This is a genomic window from Allobosea sp. GW821-FHT03A12 (genome assembly GCF_058986765.1).
Genome location: NZ_JBYSVZ010000001.1, coordinates 1118422 through 1137354, shown reverse-complemented (window position 1 = coordinate 1137354; position 18933 = coordinate 1118422). Strand labels below are relative to the sequence as shown.

Below are 18933 nucleotides of genomic sequence, written 5' to 3'. Positions count from 1 at the left end.
GGCCATGGCCTCCGCTGAGCCCGATCTCGAAGTCGATGTCCTGGTGATCGGTGCTGGCGGCTGCGGCCTCGTCGCGGCGCTCACCGCGCATGAGGCCGGGGCCGAGGTCGCGGTCGTCGAGAAGCTGCCGCGCCTCGCCGGCAACACCATGCTGTCGAGCGGCTCGATCCCCGCCGCCGGCACCCGCTTCCAGGCCGCAGCGGGGATCGCCGACGATCCCGTCCGCTTTGCTGCCGATCTCCGCCGCACCGCAGGACCGCACGAGGCCGAGGCGTTGGTCGACCGCCTCGCCGAAATCTCGGCCCCGATGGTCGAATGGCTCGCCGATGCACTCGGCCTGCCGATCGAACTGATCGGCGCCTACCGGCATGTCGGCCACAGCGTCAACCGGCTGCACGCCGTGCCCTCGCGCCGCGGCGCCGACTTGATGCAGGGGCTCTGGCAGGCGGCCGAGGCGCGCGGCATCCCGGTGGCGCTGGCAAGTCCCGCCACCATGCTTATGGTGGAGGATGGCATCGTCACGGGGGCACGGGTACGCACGCAGGGCAGCGAGGAGACCCTGATCGCGGCCAAGGCCGTGATCCTTGCCTGCAACGGCTTCGGCCATGACCGGGAGCTCATCGCCCGCCACGCCCCCGACATCGCCGGCGCCGAGTATTTCGGCGCGCTCGGCAGCGATGGCGAGGCGGTGCGCTGGGGCGAGGCGCTCGGCGCGCGCCTTGCCAATATGGGCGCCTACCAGGCCCATTCCGCCATCGCCCAGCCGCATGGCGAGCTCGTTACCTGGACGGTCATCGAGAAGGGCGGCGTCATCGTCGACGAGACCGGCCGGCGCTTCGCCGACGAGACCCTCGGCTATTCCGCCTTCGCCGCGCCGGCCCTGGCGCGTGGCGGCCGCCTGTTCGCGATCTATGACAGCCGCATCCGCGAAGGGACCGCCGCCGGCCAGCCGGATTTCGGCGTGCTCGTCGCCCATGGCGGCGCGCCCGATTTTGCCGATTCCGGCGCGCTCTCGAACGCCTGCCGGCTTCCGGCGGAGGTGCTCGGCGAAACGCTGGCGCTCGCTGCCGGCGCGGCCACTGGCGATCGGCCAGATACCCTTGGTCGCAAGGCCTGGGGCATGGCGCCACTGCAGGCGCCGCTCGTCGCGACCCGCATCGCCCCGGCACTGTTCCACACCCAGGGCGGCCTGCTGGTCGACGAGGAGGCGCGGGTGCTGCGCGCGGATGGCGGCATCGTGCCGGGCCTCTATGCCGGCGGTGGCGCCGCGGCCGGCGTCAGCGGACGGGCGGGCGGTGCCGGCTATGCTTCCGGCAACGGCCTGCTCGCGGCGCTCGGCCTCGGCTTCATCGCTGGACGAGCGGCCGCTCACCAAGCGAAAACGACATAGGACGCGGCGCAGCCGATGGACCTCAGGGCGCTGCGCTATTTCCGGACCGTCGCCGAATGCGGCAGCTTCAGCCGCGCCTCGGAAATGCTGCGCATCTCGCAGCCCGCCGTCAGCCGTACCATCCGCGAGCTGGAGGCCGAGCTCGGCAAGGAACTGCTTGAACGTGGCCGCGACGGCGCCCGGCTGACCGAGGCCGGCCGCATCCTGTTCGAGCATTCGGCCCAGCTCCTGCGCCAGGTCGAGCAGGCCGCCAGCGATGTCCGCCGCGGCTCGGCCGCCCTGACCGGCCGCCTCACCATCGGCATGCCGCCGGGCGTCGGCCATCTCTTGGCCCCGCCTCTGCTCGCCCGCTTCAGCGCCGCGCATGAGCAGGTCGAGGTCAAGATCGTCGGCGGCTTCTCGAGCCAGCTTCACGACCTGCTGGCCCGCCGCCAGCTCGACCTCGCCTTCGCCCATGATCCCCTCCCTCAGCGCGGCCTCAAGGTCACGCCGCTGCTGCGTGAGGAGGTCTTCGTCGTCGGGCTGCCCGGCAGCCTCGGCGATGGCAGCGGCGGCTTGCCCTCGGCCGAGATCGTCAAGCTACCGCTGATCCTGCCAAGCCGGCCGAACGCCTCGCGCCGGCTGCTCGACGCCTGGGCCGCGCGCGAAGGGCTTTGGATAGACGCGCGCTACGAGGTCGACGACCACGTCATCACCAGCGGGCTCGTCAGGCGCGGCCTCGGCGTCAGCCTGATGACCCGCGCTACCCTGGCCGCCGGCATGCTCGCCGGCGAGATCGACATCCGCCCGATCGCGCCGCGCGCCTATTGGCCGCTCGCGCTGGTCGAGCTCGATCTGCCCTCGCCCTCGACCATCGCGGCGGAGTTCGCCCGCATCGCGCTCGGGATCGTGCGCGAGATGACCGAGCGGGGAGCCTGGCCCGGCGCGATAGGGCCGGAGTGAAAAGCTTTCAGCCCGGCGCCACCAGCGAGGCTCCACCGCAGACATAAAGCGTCTGGCCGGTGATCGCTCCCGCCTCCGGCGCCAGCAGACACTGCACGAGATAGGCGACCTCGTCAGGTGCGATCAGCCGGCCGATCGGCAGCGAGACGGACGGCGCCTCGCCGCGACTGGGATCGCGCAGCATCGGCGTGTCGGTCGCAGCCGGCGCCACGACATTGACGGTGACGCCGCGCGGCGCCAGCTCCAGCGCCAGGCTGCGGGCAAAGCCGTGCAGCGCCGCCTTGGTCGCGGCATAGGCGCCCCGTCCGGGCCGCCCGAGCGCACCACGGCTCGACAGCAGCACGATACGCCCGTGGGCATCGGGCAAGGCCGGCGCGAGCTCGCGCAGGACGGCGATGGCAGCGCCGACATGCAGCCGCCAGAGCGTCTCGACATCCTCGTCGCGGATCTCCGCGATGCGCCCCGTCCGCATCACGCCCGCGCAGTGCACGAAGGCATCCGGCCGCTCTGTCAGGATCTCCGGCAGGGCACTCGCCAGCGCCGCAGCATCGAGCAGGTCGAGCGTGATCGTGCGCAGGCCGGCAGCTTCGACCTCCGTCGGCGCCGGCTGGCGGTCGAGCCCGGTCACGCGCCAGCCTGCCGCGAGCAGGCGCTGCGCCAGGGCAAGGCCAATCCCGGACGAGCTGCCGGTGATCAGGGCATGACGCGACGCTGCCGCCTCAGCCATGCGCCGGCTCCGGCTGCATCGCCCCGGCATCAATCACGAGCCGCTCGCGCAGCAGCGGCACGACCTTGTCCGCGAAACTGGCGAGCCCCTCCGCCATCGGGTGGAAGCGCAGCATCAGGCAATCGATGCCGATGCGCTGATAGGTTTCGATCCGCTGCGCCAACAGCTCCGGCGTGCCGACGAGGCCGGCGCCGAGCCCGCGTGCCGCCACCGCGGCGATCCGGCTGCGCTTGCCATAGTCCAGCATCTCCTCGGCCTGGGCATGGGCATCGTCCAACGTATCGACACAGATCACATGCGCGCTCAGCCCGATCCCGAGCTCGCGGCCGTGGCCGGCGGCGAGCGCCTTCATTTCGGCGATCTCCTGCGCCATCACCGCGATGTTGTCGTCGTAGAGCCGGTAGTCCGGCACGTAATCGGCGAACCAGACATCGCAGCTTTCCGCCACCAGCGCCTTGCCCTCGGGCGAGCGGCTGGCGGCATAGATCGGCGGCGGCGAGCGGCGCGCCTTCAAGGGCAGGCCCGCCTTGTCGACCGTGTAATAGCGGCCGCTGAACGAGAACGCATCTTGCGTCCACAGGCCGCGCAGCACCCGGACGAACTCGCCGAGGCGCGCGGCGCGATCGGCGCTGCTCTCCAGCCAGCCGCCATTGCCGAACAGGTTGAGCTCGTCCGGCCACCAGCCATTGACCAGGTTGATGGCGAAGCGCCCGCCGCTGATCCGGTCGAGCGAGGCGCCCATCTTGGCCACCGCCTGCGGCGTGACGATGCCGGGATGGGCGGCGACCATCAGCTCCATGCGCCGCGTGCGCTGCGACAGTGCCGAGGCCATGACCCAGGCTTCGAGATCCGGCCCGAGCCAGCGCTCGGCGATCAGCGAGATCGAGAAGCCGGCCTCCTCGGCCTGCTGCAGGATGCGCGCGGCGAACTCGAAGGAGGTATCGGCCAACCCGCCGGCGCCGGCCGTGCCGAGTTCGGCGATCGCGCGCTCCATCTCGGGTTCGGCCCGGATGGTGTGGGGCAAAGGAGCCCAGATTCCCAGTCTCATGACCTGCTCTCAGTTGGCAAGAAGGTCGTGGCACGCTGCACGCAGGCCAGTCCGACCAGCGCCGCCGCCTGCTTTTGGGCGAAGGTGAGGACCTGCTCGCCGACGCGGGCGAGATCGGCAGCGACCAACGGGTCGTGGCAGGTTCCGCCTGCGAACAGACCGGGCGTGGTGCGGATCGTCGCGCCATAGGGCGTCGGCCAGCCGCGCAGGGCATGCGCGATCGTCCGCAGCGTCGCCAGAGTCTGGCCAGCAGCCTGCGAGCCGGCGGCGCAGGCGATCAGCCCGATAGGCAGGCCGTCGAGATAGGGCCGCGCCTCCCCCGAGAGCTCTTCGGCATAGTCGAGCGCGTTCTTGATCAGGCCGGAGACACTGCCGTGATAGGCCGGGCTCGCGATGATCAGCCCGTCGCAATGCATCAGCGCCGAGACCAGCGCGGCAGCTCCGGCATCGCAGTTCGCGATCCCCGGCTGATAGAGCGGCAGCAGCAGGTCGCGCCCGCCGAAGATGCGGATCTCCGCTTCGTCCCCGATCGCCGCGCAGGCCTGGCGCAAGGCGAGTTCGGTCGAGGATTGCTCACGGGGCGTGCCACCGATGCCGACGATCAGCGGCTTGACGACGGGTGTTCCGATGGGAGGGGACGTGGCCAGCATGGTCTCCGCTCGAACAGGACTGATCGGCATCACGAAACCGAGTCAGCAAGCTCGCGTCCAAGGCCATTTCGTCATCGCGCCATAAGCGGATTGCATGCAGCCTCCATCAATACTGTTGACACTAATCGCTACCAGCCCGCTCAACCTCCAACTCGCAGCGCCCGTGGATCGCACCGGCCTCAGCGCGGAATGGACGCGCGACAACGTCGGGTTGCGGCTTCTCTTGCCCGCAGCGACTTGACCGACCGCCTTTTGGGGCACATGCCGAAATATGCGCCAGCCGGCGCAGCAAGAAGTGTTGACATTTTCTTGCATACAGCAAAGGCTCAAGCATCGCGCCTGGCCCGGGCACCTTGCCCGCCATGCGCCGATCAGGGCGGAACGAGGGAAGAAGACCGATGAGCGGGATGGACGAAGCGGGGATCGGGAGGCGCGCTCTCCTCGGCGGGCTGGCCGCGACGGCCGGGCTCGGCCTGGCCAGCCGGGCGGCTTGGGCCTTTCCGACGCAGCCGATCACCTTCGTCGTGCCCTATGCCCCCGGCTCGACCGACCAGTTCGCCCGCGCCTTCGGCAGCGAGATGGAGAAGATCCTCGGCAAGAACGTGCTGGTCGAGACCCGGCCCGGCGCCGGCGGCACGATCGGCGCGAACTACGTCGCCAAATCGGCCAAGCCCGACGGCCACACCTTGCTGTTCTCGACCTCGGCGCCGCTCTCGGTCGCTCCGCACCAGAACCAGCTGCCCTATGCGGTCTCGGACCTGCGGCCGGTCGCCCGCGTCGGTCTCGGCCCCAACGTCATGGGAGCGCGCATCGGCGCGCCCTTCAACGACGTAAAGAGCCTCGTCGCCTATGCCAAGGCCAATCCGGAGAAGGTCACCTTCGGCAGCGCCGGCACCGGCGGCGGCACGCATCTCTCCGGGGAGGCCTTCGCGCTCGCCGCCGACATCAAGCTGACCCATGTGCCCTTCCCCGGCGCGACGCCGGCGGTGGCGGCGACGGTCGGCGGCACCATCGACCTTGCGCTCGGCTTCGCCCAGTCGATCGTGCCGCAGGCCAAGGGCGGGCGCATGGTCGCGATCGCCCAGTTCGGCAAGACGCGCGCCAAGATCCTGCCGGATGTGCCGACCTTCGCCGAATCCGGCGTCGACCTCGCCCTCTCGCCGCTGGTCGGCATCTGGGCGCCGAAGGCGACGCCGGACGCGGTGGTGCAGCAGCTTGCCGCCGCGATCGAGAAGGCCGCCACCGGTCCGGCCGTCGTCGCCTTCGCGCAGAGCACGATGACCGAGGTCGAGTTCGCCGGCCCCGACATCTTCGGCCGCGAGATCGCCGAGGAAAGCGCAATGATGAAGCCGCTTCTCATCAAGCTCGGCCTAGCCAAGTGACCGGGAAAGCCAGCAGCCTGGCCGAGACCCTGCGACCGCGCCTCGGCTCGGTCGCAGGCGTCCTCTGCGGCCTGGTCGGGACCTTCGCCTCGCTGCAGCTGCCGCTCGGCACGAGCCGGCTGCTCGGCCCCGGCGCGGTGCCGCTGCTGCTCTCGCTGGCAATGACCGGGCTGAGCCTCGCTCTGTTCGTCAAGCCGGGGTCGGATGAGGCCGAGGACGATGAGGAGGATGGCGGCCTGCACGGCGCGGCCATGGTCGCGCTCGTCGCGCTGATGATCGGCGCCTTCGCCCTGCTGCTGACCTGGCTCGGCTTCATCGTCGCCGGCACCGCGCTGATGTACGGCCTCTACGCCATTGGCGAGGAGAAACTGGTCTCGGCAAGGGCCCTCGTCCGGGCCGTGCTGACCGCCCTCGCCGCCTATCTGCTCTTCGTCGTCGCGCTCTCGGTCAACGTGCCGGCCGGCACGCTCTGGGGTTACTGATGGAAGGCTTGCTCGGAGGGTTCATCGTCGCCCTGAAGCCGATGAACCTGGTCTTCTGCTTCGCCGGCGCGCTGATCGGCACGCTGATCGGCGTCCTGCCCGGGCTCGGCCCCACGGCGGCGATCGCGATGCTGCTGCCGCTGACCATCGGGCTCGACCCGGTCTCGGCGATCATCATGATCGCCGGTATCTATTACGGCGCCAGCTATGGCGGCTCGACCACGGCGATCCTGGTCAAGATCCCCGGCGAGGCCCAGAGCGTCGTCACCTGCCTCGACGGCTACAAGATGGCGCAGCAGGGCCGAGCCGGCAGCGCCATCGCCATCGCCGCGATCGGCTCCTTCGTCGCCGGCACGGTCGGCGCGGTCGCCATCGGCCTGATCAGCATGCCGCTGGTCGAGTTCGCCATCCGCTTCGGACCGGCCGAGAACCTGTCGCTGCTGCTGCTCGGCTTCATCGTCATCCTGGTCCTGGCCAAGGGCAACGTCGTCAAGTCGCTGATCATGATCGTCGCCGGCCTGCTGCTCGCCATGGTCGGGCAGGACGTCATCACCGGCCAGCCGCGCTTCACCCTCGGCATCCCCGAACTCACCGACGGCTTCGGCGTCGTCGTGGTCGCCATGGGCATCTTCGGCCTTGGCGAAGTCTTCGAGAACGTCGAGAAATTCCGCACCCGCTCGATGCAGGCGGTGCCCGTCGGCAGCCTGATGCCGACCAAGGAGGACTGGAAGCGCTCGGCCATGCCGATCGCCCGCGGCTCGGTGCTCGGCTTCCTGATCGGCCTTCTGCCCGGCGGCGGGGCGACGCTCGCCTCCTTCATCTCCTATGGCGTCGAGAAGAAGTTCACCAAGCATCCCGAGGAGTTCGGCAACGGCGCCGTCGAGGGCGTCGCCGGGCCGGAAGCGGCCAATAATGCCGGTGCGGCCGGCTCCTTCATCCCGCTGCTGGCGCTCGGCCTGCCCGGTAATCCCGTCACCGCCCTGCTGCTCGGGGCGCTGATCGTCCACAACGTCACGCCCGGCCCGCTGATGATCCAGGAGCGGCCAGAGATCTTCTGGGGCGTGATCGCCTCGATGTATGTCGGCAACGTCATGCTGGTGGCGCTCAACCTGCCGCTGATCGGCATCTGGGTGCAGCTCTTGAAAGTGCCCTATCGCGCGCTCTACGCCGCGCTGATCCTGTTCATGATCATCGGCGCCTATTCGCTCAACAACAATCCGGTCGAGGTGCTGCTCCTGCTGCTGTTCGGCGTGCTCGGCTACGGCCTGCGCAAGCTGCGCTTCGACACGGCGCCGCTGATCCTCGCCTTCGTGCTCGGCGGGCCGATCGAGTTCAACCTGCGCCAGACCATGATGCTGGCGCGCGATCCGCTCGACTATCTGATGGGCCGGCCGATCGCCCTGACCATCCTGGCCTTCGGCCTGCTGCTGATCGTGCTGCCGATGTTCTCGAAGGTCCGCCAGAAGCTGATGGTGGCGAGGGCGGTCAATGAGCTCTGAGGCGGTCCTCTCGCCCGCCCTCGCAGCCGAGCGCCATGACGGCCCGAAGGCCCTCGCACTCCGCTACCTCGCGGCGATGGAACGGCGCGATCTCGACGCCGCCAGCGGCTTCGTCACCGCGGATGCCGAGTTCGTCTTCCCCGGCGGCGCGAGGCGGAGCGATCTTGCCGCGATCGTCACGGGCTCGTCCGGCCGCTATCGCAGCATCGCCAAGCACATCGAGCGCTGCGATCTCTGCGAGCGCGCGGACGGCTCGGCCATCGTCTATGTCCTCGGCAGCCTCTACGGCCAATGGCCTGACGGCACCGCCTTCTCCGGCATCCGCTTCGTCGACCGCTTCGAGATCACCGGCGGATTGATCCGGCGCCAGGAAGTCTGGAACGACAGCGGCGAGGCGCGCCTGGCCGCGCAAGTCCGAAACGCCGGTTGAACAGCGACGACGGGGCGCGAGGACACGCGCTGGCTGCGCTCCTCCTGGGCGAAATATCCCTGGGGGGAGACGCCCCTTCGCCTTCCGCAAAGGAAGAGACAGGAGAAGAGGGCGCGAACCACGGTTCGAGCGGCGCCTCGCTGGCACCGAATATGACCGGTCGGCAACATCGCGCTTCTTCTTGTGATGGTCGGCCGGCAATGATCTTTACATTCCGGGCGAACGACCGCACGAGAGGAGCTTGGCGCAATTTCATCTCCAGGTTGTGCGCCCGTCCGGGGGGACTTTCGTGATATCCGTGCTCGCCGCCGAGGCTGAGGGACCATCTGACACGCGGCTCCGCTCGCGTCTGCGCGCGGGAACGGCGCTCGTGCTCCTGTGCACGTCGCTCACCGGTCCGGCGCTGGCTAATGGCGGTGCCGGCGGCAGCGTAAGCCTCGGCCCGGTCGGCGGTGCTGGCGGCGTCGACAATCCCGATATTGCCGGCGGCGCGGGCAGTCCCGGGGTGGCTGACGCAATCAACGCGTCCGGCGGCGGTGGTGGCGGTGCCGGTGCCGGTACAGGCGGTGCCGGGGGCGCGGGCGGCACGAACGCCGGCGACACCGGCGGCACCGGCGGCGCCGGTGGCGCGCACGGCTATGTCGGCGTGGTCCTGCCAGGCGCCAATGCGAGCGGAGGGACCGGCGGCGACGGCGGGAACGGCATCAATCACATCGGAGCGCCCGGCGCAGGCGGCGGCGGCGGCGGCGCCGGTGGCTACGGCGCGGTGGTGACGGGCGCCGGCAATGTCGGGGCGATCGCTTTCACGATCAGCGGTGGAAGCGGCGGCAATGGCGGCAACGGACTCGTGTTCGGTTCCGGCGGCTCGGGCGGCTCGGGCGGCACGGGTCTGCTCTTCACGGCCGGCAGTTCCTCGCTGGCTCTCAGCGGAACCGGGACCATTCGGGGCGGTGACGGCGGGGCCCGCGGTGCGAACGGCAGCGCCTCGGCCGGCGCGGGTGGCGAGGGCATCGTCGGCTCGAACCTGACGATCACCACGGCAGGCACGATCGCAGGCGGCATGTCCGGCGACGGCGCGACCCAGGCGGCGGCGATCCACTTCACCGGCGGTGCCAATGCGCTCACCTTCCTCAATGCCAGCAGCGGCCTCTCCGGCGGCATCGTCGTCGACAGCGGTACGCTGGTCTTCAACCAGCCGACCGCGGTCACGGTCGGCAACGTCATCAGCGGCGGCGGCGCTATCGACAAGCAGGGTGCCGGCACGCTGACGCTGACCGGCAGCAATACCTATACTGGTGGCACGACGCTCACCGCCGGCACGCTCTCGATCTCGTCGAATGCCAATCTCGGCGACGCATCGGGCAGTGTCACCTTCGCCGGAACCAGCACCTTGCAGGTGACGGGAAGCTTCTCGACTGCACGGGCAGTGGCGCTCAACGCCAACGGCACGATCGAGGTGACCGCCGGTCAGACCTTCACCATGGCTGGCACCATCTTCAGCGCCGGCAGCCTGACCAAGACCGGTAGCGGCACGCTGACGCTGACCGGCACCAATTTCTACACCGGCGGCACGACGATCTCGGCCGGCACGGTGTCGGTCTCGTCCAACGCCAATCTCGGCGCGTCCAGCACCACGATCACGCTGAACAACAGCACCATCGTCGGCGGGGCCGGGACCGGGGCCGACGCCGTGCTGCGCACGACGGCAAGCTTCTCCAGCAATCGCAACATCGCCTTCACCGATGGCGGTGGGCGGATCGAGACCGCGACCGGCACGACGCTGACCCTCACCGGCTCGATCACCACCGGCGGCAGCGCCAGCTTCATCAAGCAGGGCGCCGGCACGCTGGTGCTGACCGGCGACAGCTCGGCCGGCAATAACGGGCGGACCTGGGTCAACGAGGGCACGCTGCGGATCCAGGGCGGCGGCAAGCTCGGCAGCAACAGCGCCGGCGGGCAGGCCTATATCAGCAACGGCGCCACCGCGATCGTCACCGGCTTGGGCTCGAGCTGGGAGACCTATGGCCAGATGCGGGTCGGCGAGCATGGCTCGGGCACGCTGCGTATCGAGGCCGGCGGTTCGGTCAAGACCGGCGGCGGCGCGGGCACGGTCGGCATCGTCGGCGGCGGCGGCGACAGTTCGGTCTCGATCAGCGGGGCCGGCTCGCAATGGGTCGGCAACGGCACGCAGGTCTATATCGGCCACGCCAATGCCGGCTCGCTGACGCTCTCCGACGGCGGCAAGTTCGAGCTCATCGGCGCCAGCTCGGTCCTGCAGGCCGGCCTCGTCGGCGGCAGCGCCGGCGGCACGATCAATCTCGGCGCGGCCGAGGGCAGCGCCGCCGCCGCGGCTGGTGACCTCGTCGTCGAGACCGTCTCCCTGAACACCGGCGCCAGCAAGATCGTCTTCAACCATACCGGCGGCAGCTACAATTTCGCGGCCGACATCACCGGCCTCGGCTCGGTGCGCCATATCGCCGGCGTCACCGTCCTGACCGGCAGCAACGACTATTCCGGGCAGACGCAGGTTCTCGGCGGCCGGCTGGTCGCCAACAGCGCGGGCGCCTTCTCGGCGAACTCGGACTATACGGTCGCGACGGGGGCGGCGCTCCAGGTCGCCAGTGGCGTCGGCTCCGCCACGATTGGCTCGCTGTCCGGTTCCGGCGCCGTCATCATCGACACCGGCTCGACATTGATCACCGGCTCGACCAATCAGACCACGACCTTCTCCGGCAGCTTCTCCGGCGGCGGCTCGCTCGAGTTCGACGGCACGGGCTCGCAGATTTACACCGGCACTGGCACACTCGGCGGCTCTCTCTCGCTCTGCTCCTGCGGCGGCGGTTCCTTCGTCATCCGCGGCGGTTCGCTCACCCTCGGCGATTTCATCATGGTCGCCGGCGGCACGCTGGTCGTCGATCAGGGTGGCAAGCTCGACAACGGCGGCAACGCCCTCATCGCCAACTCGACTGTGCGTATCGATGGCGCCGGCACGAAGGTGACCACCGGCGACACCTTCGTCCAGGGTTGGGGCACCGCCAACACGATGACGATCTCGGGCGGGGCAACGCTGACCTCGACCGCGAGCACCCTCGTCAACGGCGTCTACGGCATGTCGTCGACCGCCTCGGCGTTAGTGACGGGTACCGGCTCGCGCTGGACTGTCGGCGGTGGGCTGGAGATCGGCGGCTCGGGCGCCACCTTCGCATCTTCGGTCACGGTGGCCGAGGGCGGCACGCTCGCCCTGACCTCCGGCAACCTCACGATCGACGCACTCGGCACGCTCAGGATCGGCACAGGCGGCGGAGCGGGTACGGTCGCGCTCGCGGCCGGGGCGATCCTGAATGACGGCGCGATCGTCGCCGACTTCACCGATAGCGCGACGCTGGCCATGGTGATCGACGGCACGGGCACGCTGACCAAGCGCGGCTCCGGCACGCTGAGCCTGACCGGCACCAGCACCTATACCGGCGGCACTAAGGTCACGGCCGGCAAGCTCGTCGTCAACGGTTCGATCGCGAGCTCGGTGGTGACGCTCGATGGCGGTGTGCTCGGCGGCTCGGGCACGGTCGGCGGCATCGTCACCAACGCAGGCGCGACGGTGGCGCCGGGCAACTCGATCGGCACCCTGAGCGTCTCCGGCAATGTCGCCTTCGCGACCGGCTCGACCTATCAGGTCGAAGTCAATGCCGCCGGCCAGGGCGACAGGATCGTCGCCTCGGGCAGCGCGGCGATCTGGGGTGGCACGGTGCAGGTGCTGGCCGAGAACGGCAATTACGCGGCCGCGACCACCTACACCATCCTGACCGCCTCGGGCGGCGTGACCGGCCAGTTCTCGAGCGTGACCTCGAACCTCGCCTTCCTGACGCCGTCGCTGGCCTATGACAGCCAGAACGTCAGGCTGACGATGACGCGGAACGACAATTCCTTCGGCCCGGACAATGGCGGCTCCAGCCCCAGCACGGGCGGCACTTATATCGCCGCGAGCCGCAACCAGGGCTTCATCGCGATTGCGGCGGAACGGCTCGGCGTCGGCAATCCGATCTATGACACGCTGATCTCGGGGACGGCGGCCGAAGCCCGCGCCGGCTTCGACCTGCTCTCGGGCGAAGCGCATGCGCAAGCCGTCTCGGTGATGATCGACGAGAGCCGGCTGGTGCGCGACACCATCCTTGGCCATCTGCGCGGCCCGCTGCTGACGCAGGCTCCGGGGCAGGTCGCCGCGAGCTTCACCGCCGACCTGCCCGGCCGCAAGGGTGCGATCGTCATGCCGGCGCCGGTGCCGCAGCCGCGCTACGCCTTCTGGGGCACCGCCTTCGGCAGCACCGGGAATACCGATGCCGATGGCAATGCCGCCAGCCTCAACCGCCGCAGCGGCGGCGCCCTGCTCGGCGCGGACCTGATGCTCTATGAGGCGCCCGGCTCATCGTTCAAAGTCGGCGTCGCCGGCGGCTACAGCCAGTCGCGCTTCGACCTCGATGCCCGCCTGTCGAGCGGCAGGCTCGAAAGCGGCCATGCCGCGCTCTATGCTGGAGCCCGCTTCGGCAATCTCAGGCTCGATACTGGCGCGGCCTATAGCTGGTCGGAAAGCGACATCCGCCGCCAGGTCGCGATACGCGGTTTCGGCGACCTGTTGCGGCTGCAGCGCCCGGGCTCGGTGACGCAGGGCTTTGCCGAGCTCGGCTACGCCTTCGCCTTCAGCGGGGTCGCGCTCGAACCCTTCGCCCAGCTGGCGCTGATCCGCGTCAGCACGGATGCCGGCACCGAGCGTGGTGGGGCAGCGGCGCTGCGCGTGCTTTCCAGCGATCAGACGCTGGGCTTCACCACGCTCGGCCTGCGGGCCGAGGCGCAGCTCGGGGCGATGCCGCTGTTCGCCCGCGCCATGCTCGGCTGGCGCCATGGCTTCGGCGAACTCACCCCGCAGGCCCGCACCGCCTTCGTCGCCGGCACCACCCCGGCCACGGTCTTCGCCGCCCGGATCGACCGCGACGCCCTCGTCGCCGAGGCCGGGCTCGACTGGCGCATCTCCCAGGCCACCGCCCTCGGCCTCACCTACTCCGCCGCCATCGGCGAACGCTCCCGCGACCACGCCCTCAAGGGCAGGGTCGAGATGCGGTTCTGAAGGGACGGAGCTTTCCAAAGCGAGCGCAGCAACGGTTGACAGGGCCGAGATTTCGGCACGTACTGAGCCTGCTAGGTGACTTGTGCTGGATGCCTCCTCTCTGAGCCGGGCTTCCAGGGAAACATTTCGAACCGGCGCTTTTCCTCTGAGCTCGCAAGAGCCAGGGCGAAGCGCCGGTTTTTTTTGTTTCGGTCACTCCGACGTCGCTTGCGAGGGGATAGGGATGACCGACAGGCCGAATACAGCAGAGCCCGCTCCCGCGGCCGAGATGATCCTGTACAACGGCGTGATCCGCACGATGGACCCGGCGAACCCGCTGGCGGAGGCCCTTGCCGTCGCCAGCGGCAGGATCGTCGGGCTCGGCACGCAGGCCGAGGTCATGGCTCTGCAGACGGAAGCGACCGTTCTCGTCGATCTCGGCGGCCGCATGCTGATGCCGGGCCTGATCGATTTCCACGTCCACCTCCTCCCCAGCATGATCGCGCGCCTCCACACGACGGCGCTCGACACGGCCGACGATTTCGACACGATCCTGGGCAAGATCGAAGCGGCCTGCGCCCGCCAGGACGGGCGCGATTGGGTTGTCGCCGGCTCCTACGGAGCGCTCGCTCTCCGCCGGATGCGCGAGCCCGGCGCGCTGGCGGCCCTGGACGCGGTCAGCCGCGGCCGGCCCGTTGCGATGCAGCACCTCAGCGGTCATGGCTATTTCGCCAACTCCGCCGCCTTGCGGATCGCCGGCATCGATGCCGCGACGCCGAACCCGCCGGATGGTGAGATCGTCAAGGATGCCGCAGGACAGCCGACCGGCCTGCTCATCGAGTCCGGTGCCTGGCCTGTCACCGACGCCATCCCCGAACTCACCCCAGCCGGGAAAGCTGAAGCGGCGCGCGCCTCGATCGCCTATCTCAACAGCCTCGGCATCACCGGCTTCGCCGATGCGTCAGCGAGCCTGGAGGCGCTGCAGTTCTACCGGGCCCTCGACGATGCCGGCGCTTTGACCTGCTGGGCCGCCTTCCATCTCGCTTTGAGCCCGACCTGCTCCGGTTATGCGGCCGAAGAGGCCAAGCTCATGCGCGAGCAGCGCCGTGAGCTTTGCGGCCCGCATATGAATGCCGACTTCGCCAAGATCTTCCTGGATGGCGTGCCCTCGCTGCGCACCGCCGCGATGCTCGCCCCCTATGCCGGCGCGCCCGACGAGGCGCCGGTCGCGACCTCGCTGACTCTGGACGAGCTGACCGAGGCGATCGCGGATTTCGATCGCGACGGCCTCGGCGTGAAAGTGCATGCCGTCGGCGACCGCGCCATCCGCATGGTGCTCGATGCGGTCGAGCAGGTGCGCCGCCTTAATGGCCCGGACGGGCCGCAGCACCAGATCGCCCATGGCCAGTTCATCACCGCAGCAGACATCCCGCGCCTGGCCAAGCTCAACGTCTTGCACGACATGTGCCCACCGCTCTGGCATCCCAATTCCGCCAGCCTGACGCATGAGCGGATGGTCGGGCCCGAGCGCTATGCGACGGTCTGGCCGGTGCGCGACATCCTCGCCTCGGGTGCGGCCGTCGTCGCCGCCTCCGACTGGCGCACGATCGCGCCCGACCTCGATCCGTGGGAAGCCATGTGCGGCCTCGTCACCCGGCGCGACCCGACCGGCCGCCACGATGGCGCGCATGCGCCCGATCAGGCGGTGAGCGTCGCCGAGGTCCTGCCGCTCTATACGACCAATCCGGCGGCAGCGATGCGCCTCAGCCACCGCACCGGCCGGCTCGCGCCGGGCTTGTCGGCGGACATGATCATGCTGGACCGCGACCTGATGACGATCGATCCGCTGGCGATCGCGCAGACGAAGGTTTTGGCCACCTGGTTCGAGGGCAGACTCGTCCACGGCAGCGCCTGAGGGAACTGCCGCGCCACAGCCGGAATGACATGACGACACAGTCGACAAGAGGGGAGATCAGGAGCATGCACCGCCGCCATTTCATCGCCGGAGCGAGCGCCGCCGCCGCAGGGCTTGCCATGCCGCGCCTCGGCCATGCGCAGGCGAACCGCGCCCGCACCCTGCGCTTCGCCCCGCATGCCGATCTCAGCTTCGTCGATCCCGGCTGGACGCTGGCCTATATCGCGCGCAACCACGGCTTCATGGTGTTCGACACGCTCTACGGGCTGGATTCCAGCTTCGAGCCGCAGCCCCAGATGGTGGCGGGGCATGTGGTCGAGAACGATGGCCTGCTGTGGCAGCTGACCTTGCGCGACGGGCTGCTCTTCCACGACGGCACGCCGGTGCGCGCCCAGGACTGCGTCGCCAGCATCCGGCGTTGGGCGTCTGCCGACGCGTTCGGCCAGAAGCTGATGGCGGTGACGGACGAGCTCTCGGCCGCCTCCGATCGCGAGATCCGCTTCAAACTCAAGCGCCCCTTCCCGCTCCTGCCCGCCGCGCTCGGCAAGGCCAGCCCGTATATGTGCGCGATCATGCCGGAGCGGATCGCCCTTACGCCGCAGACGACGCAGATCACCGAAGTCATCGGCAGCGGCCCGTTCCGCTTCCTCGCTTCGGAGCGGGTGCCCGGCGCCTCCGCGGCCTATGCCAAGTTCGACCGCTATGTCCCGGCTCCCGGCAAGCCGAGCTTCATCGCCGGCGCCAAGGTCGTCCATTTCGACCGGGTCGAGTGGCTCACCATTCCCGATGCCGGCACAGCCGCGGGCGCGCTCCAGTCGGGCGAGATCGATTGGTGGGAGGCGCCGCCGCCGGACCTGATTCCGCTACTGAAAGGCAACAGCAAGGTCGCCGTCGAGACGCTCGACCCCGCCGGCTCGGTCGGCGTGTTCCGCTTCAACCACCTGCAGCCCCCCTTCAACAACCCGGCGATCCGGCGGGCCGTGCTCGCCGCGGTCGACCAGGCACCGTTCATGCAGGCCATTGCGGGCGACGATCCGGCGATGTGGAACGACCGGGTCGGCTATTTCACCCCCGGCACGCCGATGGCGAACGATGCGGGCATGGCCGGGCTGTTCGGCCCGCGCGACCTCGCCAAGGCCAAGCGCGAGCTGGTCGCCGCCGGCTATCGCGGCGAGCGGGTCGTGCTGCTCGCAGCCTCGAACATCGACGCGATCAACGCGCTGGCTCTGGTCGCGCAGGATTTGCTGACCCGCATCGGCATGAATGTCGACTATGTCTCGACCGACTGGGGCACGGTGATGCAGCGGCGGACCAGCCAGCAGCCGGTCGAGAACGGCGGCTGGAGCGCCTTCATCGGCACCTGGTCCGGCAATGATCTGGTGAATCCGGCGGTCAGCATCAGCCTGCGCGGCGACGGCAAGGCGGCCGGCGGCTGGCTGACCTCGCCCGAGATCGAACGGCTGCGCGACGCCTGGTTCGAGGCGCCCGACCTCGCCGAGCGCCAGCGCATCTGCCGGGCGATCCAGGAGCAGGCCTGGCAGGACGTGCCCTTCATCCCGCTCGGCCAGTGGAAGACGCAAAGCGCCTGGCGCACCAGCATCACCGATCTGCCGCGCGGCATTCCCCTTTTCTGGGGCGCACGGCCAAGCTGAGCGGGGCAGCGGCAGCCCCGCCCTCCCCGTCACACCGCGACGATGCCCGCGGTGAAGCTCTCGACGACGCCGGCAAGATCGCGCGTCGAGCGATCGACATGGCCGGCGGCCTCGGAGACATGGGCGCCCTGGCTCAAGGTCTGGGCCGTCCGCAAGGCGACCTCCTCGATGGTCAGGGCGGCGCGTTCAGCCGCCGCGACCCCTTGCGTCACCGCCTCGACGATCGACGCCACGCCGCTCGCCTGCAGATCGGCCGCGACGATGATGCCGTTGCTGACGTTCACGATCGCCTTCGCCGAGTTGCCGATGGTCCGGCTCGCCGAGAGGGAATCCTCGGCGGCGGATCGAACGACCTTGATCCGGCTGCTGATCTCCTCCGTCGCCGCCTCTGTCCGTGAAGCCAGAAGCTTCACCTCCCGCGCGACCACGACGAACCCCTTGCCCTCCGGCCCCGCGCGCGCCGCCTCGATCGTGGCGTTGAGGGCGAGCAGGTTGGTCTGCCTGGCGATGTCGCTGATCAGGTCCGCGATCCGCTCGATGTCGCGGACGGCGCAGCCGAGCTGCTCCTTGACGGCGATCGACGAGACGACCTCGGCGGCGGCAACCTGGACGAGGGCGGTGGTGTTGCGCGCGGCATCGAGGACCATGGCGATGTTCTCGGACAGCCTGAGGGATTCGGCTTCGACCAGCCGCATGCCCCCCTTCGTCTCCGCAACGGTCGCGAGCAGCTCTTCCAATCCAAGGCGCGAGGTCGTCGAGATCTCCGACAATTGAGTGGCCGCGCCGTTCATCTGGTCGACGGCCTGGGACATCTGCTGCAAGGGCCGGCTGACGGTCTCCTTGAAGTCGCCGGCCAGGTGCTGCACCTGCGTGCGCCGCCGCTGTTCATGACTCGCGCGCTCCTCGGCTTCCTCGCCCAGCGAGGTGATCACCGCGGAAGCCTGGACATGCTCGATGAAGAGCTGCGCCATGGTCCGCAACGCCAGCACCAGCGCCAGGCCGTACATCGCCTGCTGCACCAGATTGGGGACGGCGTGATCGAGCGGCGTGAAGCCGAGCTGGACGATGCGTCCGATCATCAGCATGGCGAGGAACAGCAGTCCGGCCGAGGGAATGATCGCCATGATGAAGACGCCGGCGCAGGCCAGCCCCGCAAGCATGGTCGCGATGATCACCTCCATCTCCGGCGCGACGCTCGGATTGACGACGATCGGCAGCACCGCCCACGGCATCGCGACGATCGCGGTGTCCAGGATGATCCGGGCGACGAAACGCTGCGACGGCGCATCGGTCCTGCGCCGCTCCCGGACCCGCCTGATCCGCGCGATGCCGGCCCAGGCGGTCGCGATCACCCAGGAGGCCCAGGCCAGCGGGAAAAGCCGCCAGCCGTAATAGAGCGCGACGACGGCGATGGTGGCGGCGGAGAGCATGGCCGAAACGAGGATCGGCGGCAGCGTCTGGAGATAGCGGGCGGCTTGTGCCTGGCGCAGCGCGCCGGCGACGGAGCCCGGCAGGAGCGGGAGGCCGAGCGATCGGGTGACCCAGGCGTCGTAGCGCAGGAGCAGGCGCGTGTGCCAGCTCATCTCATGGCGAATAGCAGTCTGCTCCATCACGCACACTCTGAAACGGGGGCACCGGGCCGAAGAGCGCAATCCGCGTCCTGGGCCAGCCCGATGCTTTGACAAGAAGGCCGACCACCGGCAGCGAGCAGGCGAGGC

Annotated in this window: 13 protein-coding genes; 9 read left to right on the top strand and 4 right to left on the bottom strand. The window is 69.6% G+C overall.

Annotation, left to right across the window (positions count from 1 at the left end; genetic code table 11):
• The first annotated feature begins 4 nt into the window (after window positions 1–4).
• A complete protein-coding gene (locus tag AC3WLC_RS05335) occupies window positions 5–1390 on the top strand; it encodes an FAD-dependent oxidoreductase (RefSeq protein WP_493682884.1) in 1386 nt (461 codons plus the stop codon).
• Between the two features lie 15 nt (window positions 1391–1405).
• On the top strand, window positions 1406–2332 hold the full coding sequence (locus AC3WLC_RS05330; RefSeq protein ID WP_493682883.1) for a LysR family transcriptional regulator: 927 nt from the start codon (window positions 1406–1408) through the stop codon (window positions 2330–2332).
• 7 nt (window positions 2333–2339) lie between these two features.
• Here AC3WLC_RS05330 and AC3WLC_RS05325 read toward each other — a convergent pair whose 3' ends face one another.
• Genes AC3WLC_RS05325 through AC3WLC_RS05315 form a run of 3 tightly spaced genes read right to left on the bottom strand, consistent with a single transcriptional unit; the run spans window position 2340 to window position 4757 of the window.
• Complete coding sequence (locus AC3WLC_RS05325) at window positions 2340–3059, bottom strand: SDR family NAD(P)-dependent oxidoreductase (RefSeq protein ID WP_493682882.1); 720 nt, start codon at window positions 3057–3059, stop codon at window positions 2340–2342.
• The gene (locus tag AC3WLC_RS05320; protein WP_493682881.1) at window positions 3052–4107 is read right to left on the bottom strand and encodes an LLM class flavin-dependent oxidoreductase; all 1056 of its coding nucleotides are present in this window, start codon (window positions 4105–4107) and stop codon (window positions 3052–3054) included. Before AC3WLC_RS05320 ends, AC3WLC_RS05325 begins: the two co-directional genes overlap by 8 nt.
• On the bottom strand, window positions 4104–4757 hold the full coding sequence (locus AC3WLC_RS05315; protein ID WP_493682880.1) for an NADPH-dependent FMN reductase: 654 nt from the start codon (window positions 4755–4757) through the stop codon (window positions 4104–4106). Before AC3WLC_RS05315 ends, AC3WLC_RS05320 begins: the two co-directional genes overlap by 4 nt.
• A 398-nt stretch (window positions 4758–5155) precedes the next feature.
• Between AC3WLC_RS05315 and AC3WLC_RS05310 the strand changes: the two genes are divergently transcribed.
• From AC3WLC_RS05310 to AC3WLC_RS05280, 7 genes are all read left to right on the top strand, one after another.
• Window positions 5156–6139: a Bug family tripartite tricarboxylate transporter substrate binding protein gene (locus AC3WLC_RS05310; RefSeq protein ID WP_493682879.1), complete on the top strand. Its 984-nt coding sequence runs from the start codon at window positions 5156–5158 to the stop codon at window positions 6137–6139.
• Entirely contained in the window at window positions 6136–6621 is a 486-nt protein-coding gene (locus tag AC3WLC_RS05305) for a tripartite tricarboxylate transporter TctB family protein (RefSeq protein WP_493682878.1), read from the top strand. The genes AC3WLC_RS05310 and AC3WLC_RS05305 overlap by 4 nt, the downstream gene beginning before the upstream one ends.
• Window positions 6621–8120 (top strand): tripartite tricarboxylate transporter permease, encoded by a 1500-nt coding sequence (locus AC3WLC_RS05300; RefSeq protein ID WP_493682877.1) that lies wholly within the window; start codon window positions 6621–6623, stop codon window positions 8118–8120. Before AC3WLC_RS05305 ends, AC3WLC_RS05300 begins: the two co-directional genes overlap by 1 nt.
• The gene (locus AC3WLC_RS05295; protein WP_493682876.1) at window positions 8110–8550 is read left to right on the top strand and encodes a nuclear transport factor 2 family protein; all 441 of its coding nucleotides are present in this window, start codon (window positions 8110–8112) and stop codon (window positions 8548–8550) included. The genes AC3WLC_RS05300 and AC3WLC_RS05295 overlap by 11 nt, the downstream gene beginning before the upstream one ends.
• A 370-nt stretch (window positions 8551–8920) precedes the next feature.
• A complete protein-coding gene (locus AC3WLC_RS05290) occupies window positions 8921–13669 on the top strand; it encodes an autotransporter domain-containing protein (RefSeq protein WP_493682875.1) in 4749 nt (1582 codons plus the stop codon).
• Between the two features lie 223 nt (window positions 13670–13892).
• Window positions 13893–15563, top strand: coding sequence for an amidohydrolase (locus tag AC3WLC_RS05285; protein ID WP_493682874.1), 1671 nt, complete (start codon window positions 13893–13895; stop codon window positions 15561–15563).
• A gap of 65 nt (window positions 15564–15628) precedes the next feature.
• Window positions 15629–17215 (top strand): ABC transporter substrate-binding protein, encoded by a 1587-nt coding sequence (locus tag AC3WLC_RS05280; RefSeq protein ID WP_493682873.1) that lies wholly within the window; start codon window positions 15629–15631, stop codon window positions 17213–17215.
• A 29-nt stretch (window positions 17216–17244) separates the two neighbouring features.
• On the opposite strand, the gene AC3WLC_RS05275 is transcribed toward AC3WLC_RS05280, so the two are convergent.
• Window positions 17245–18825, bottom strand: coding sequence for a methyl-accepting chemotaxis protein (locus AC3WLC_RS05275; RefSeq protein WP_493682872.1), 1581 nt, complete (start codon window positions 18823–18825; stop codon window positions 17245–17247).
• Between the last annotated feature and the right edge of the window lie 108 nt (window positions 18826–18933).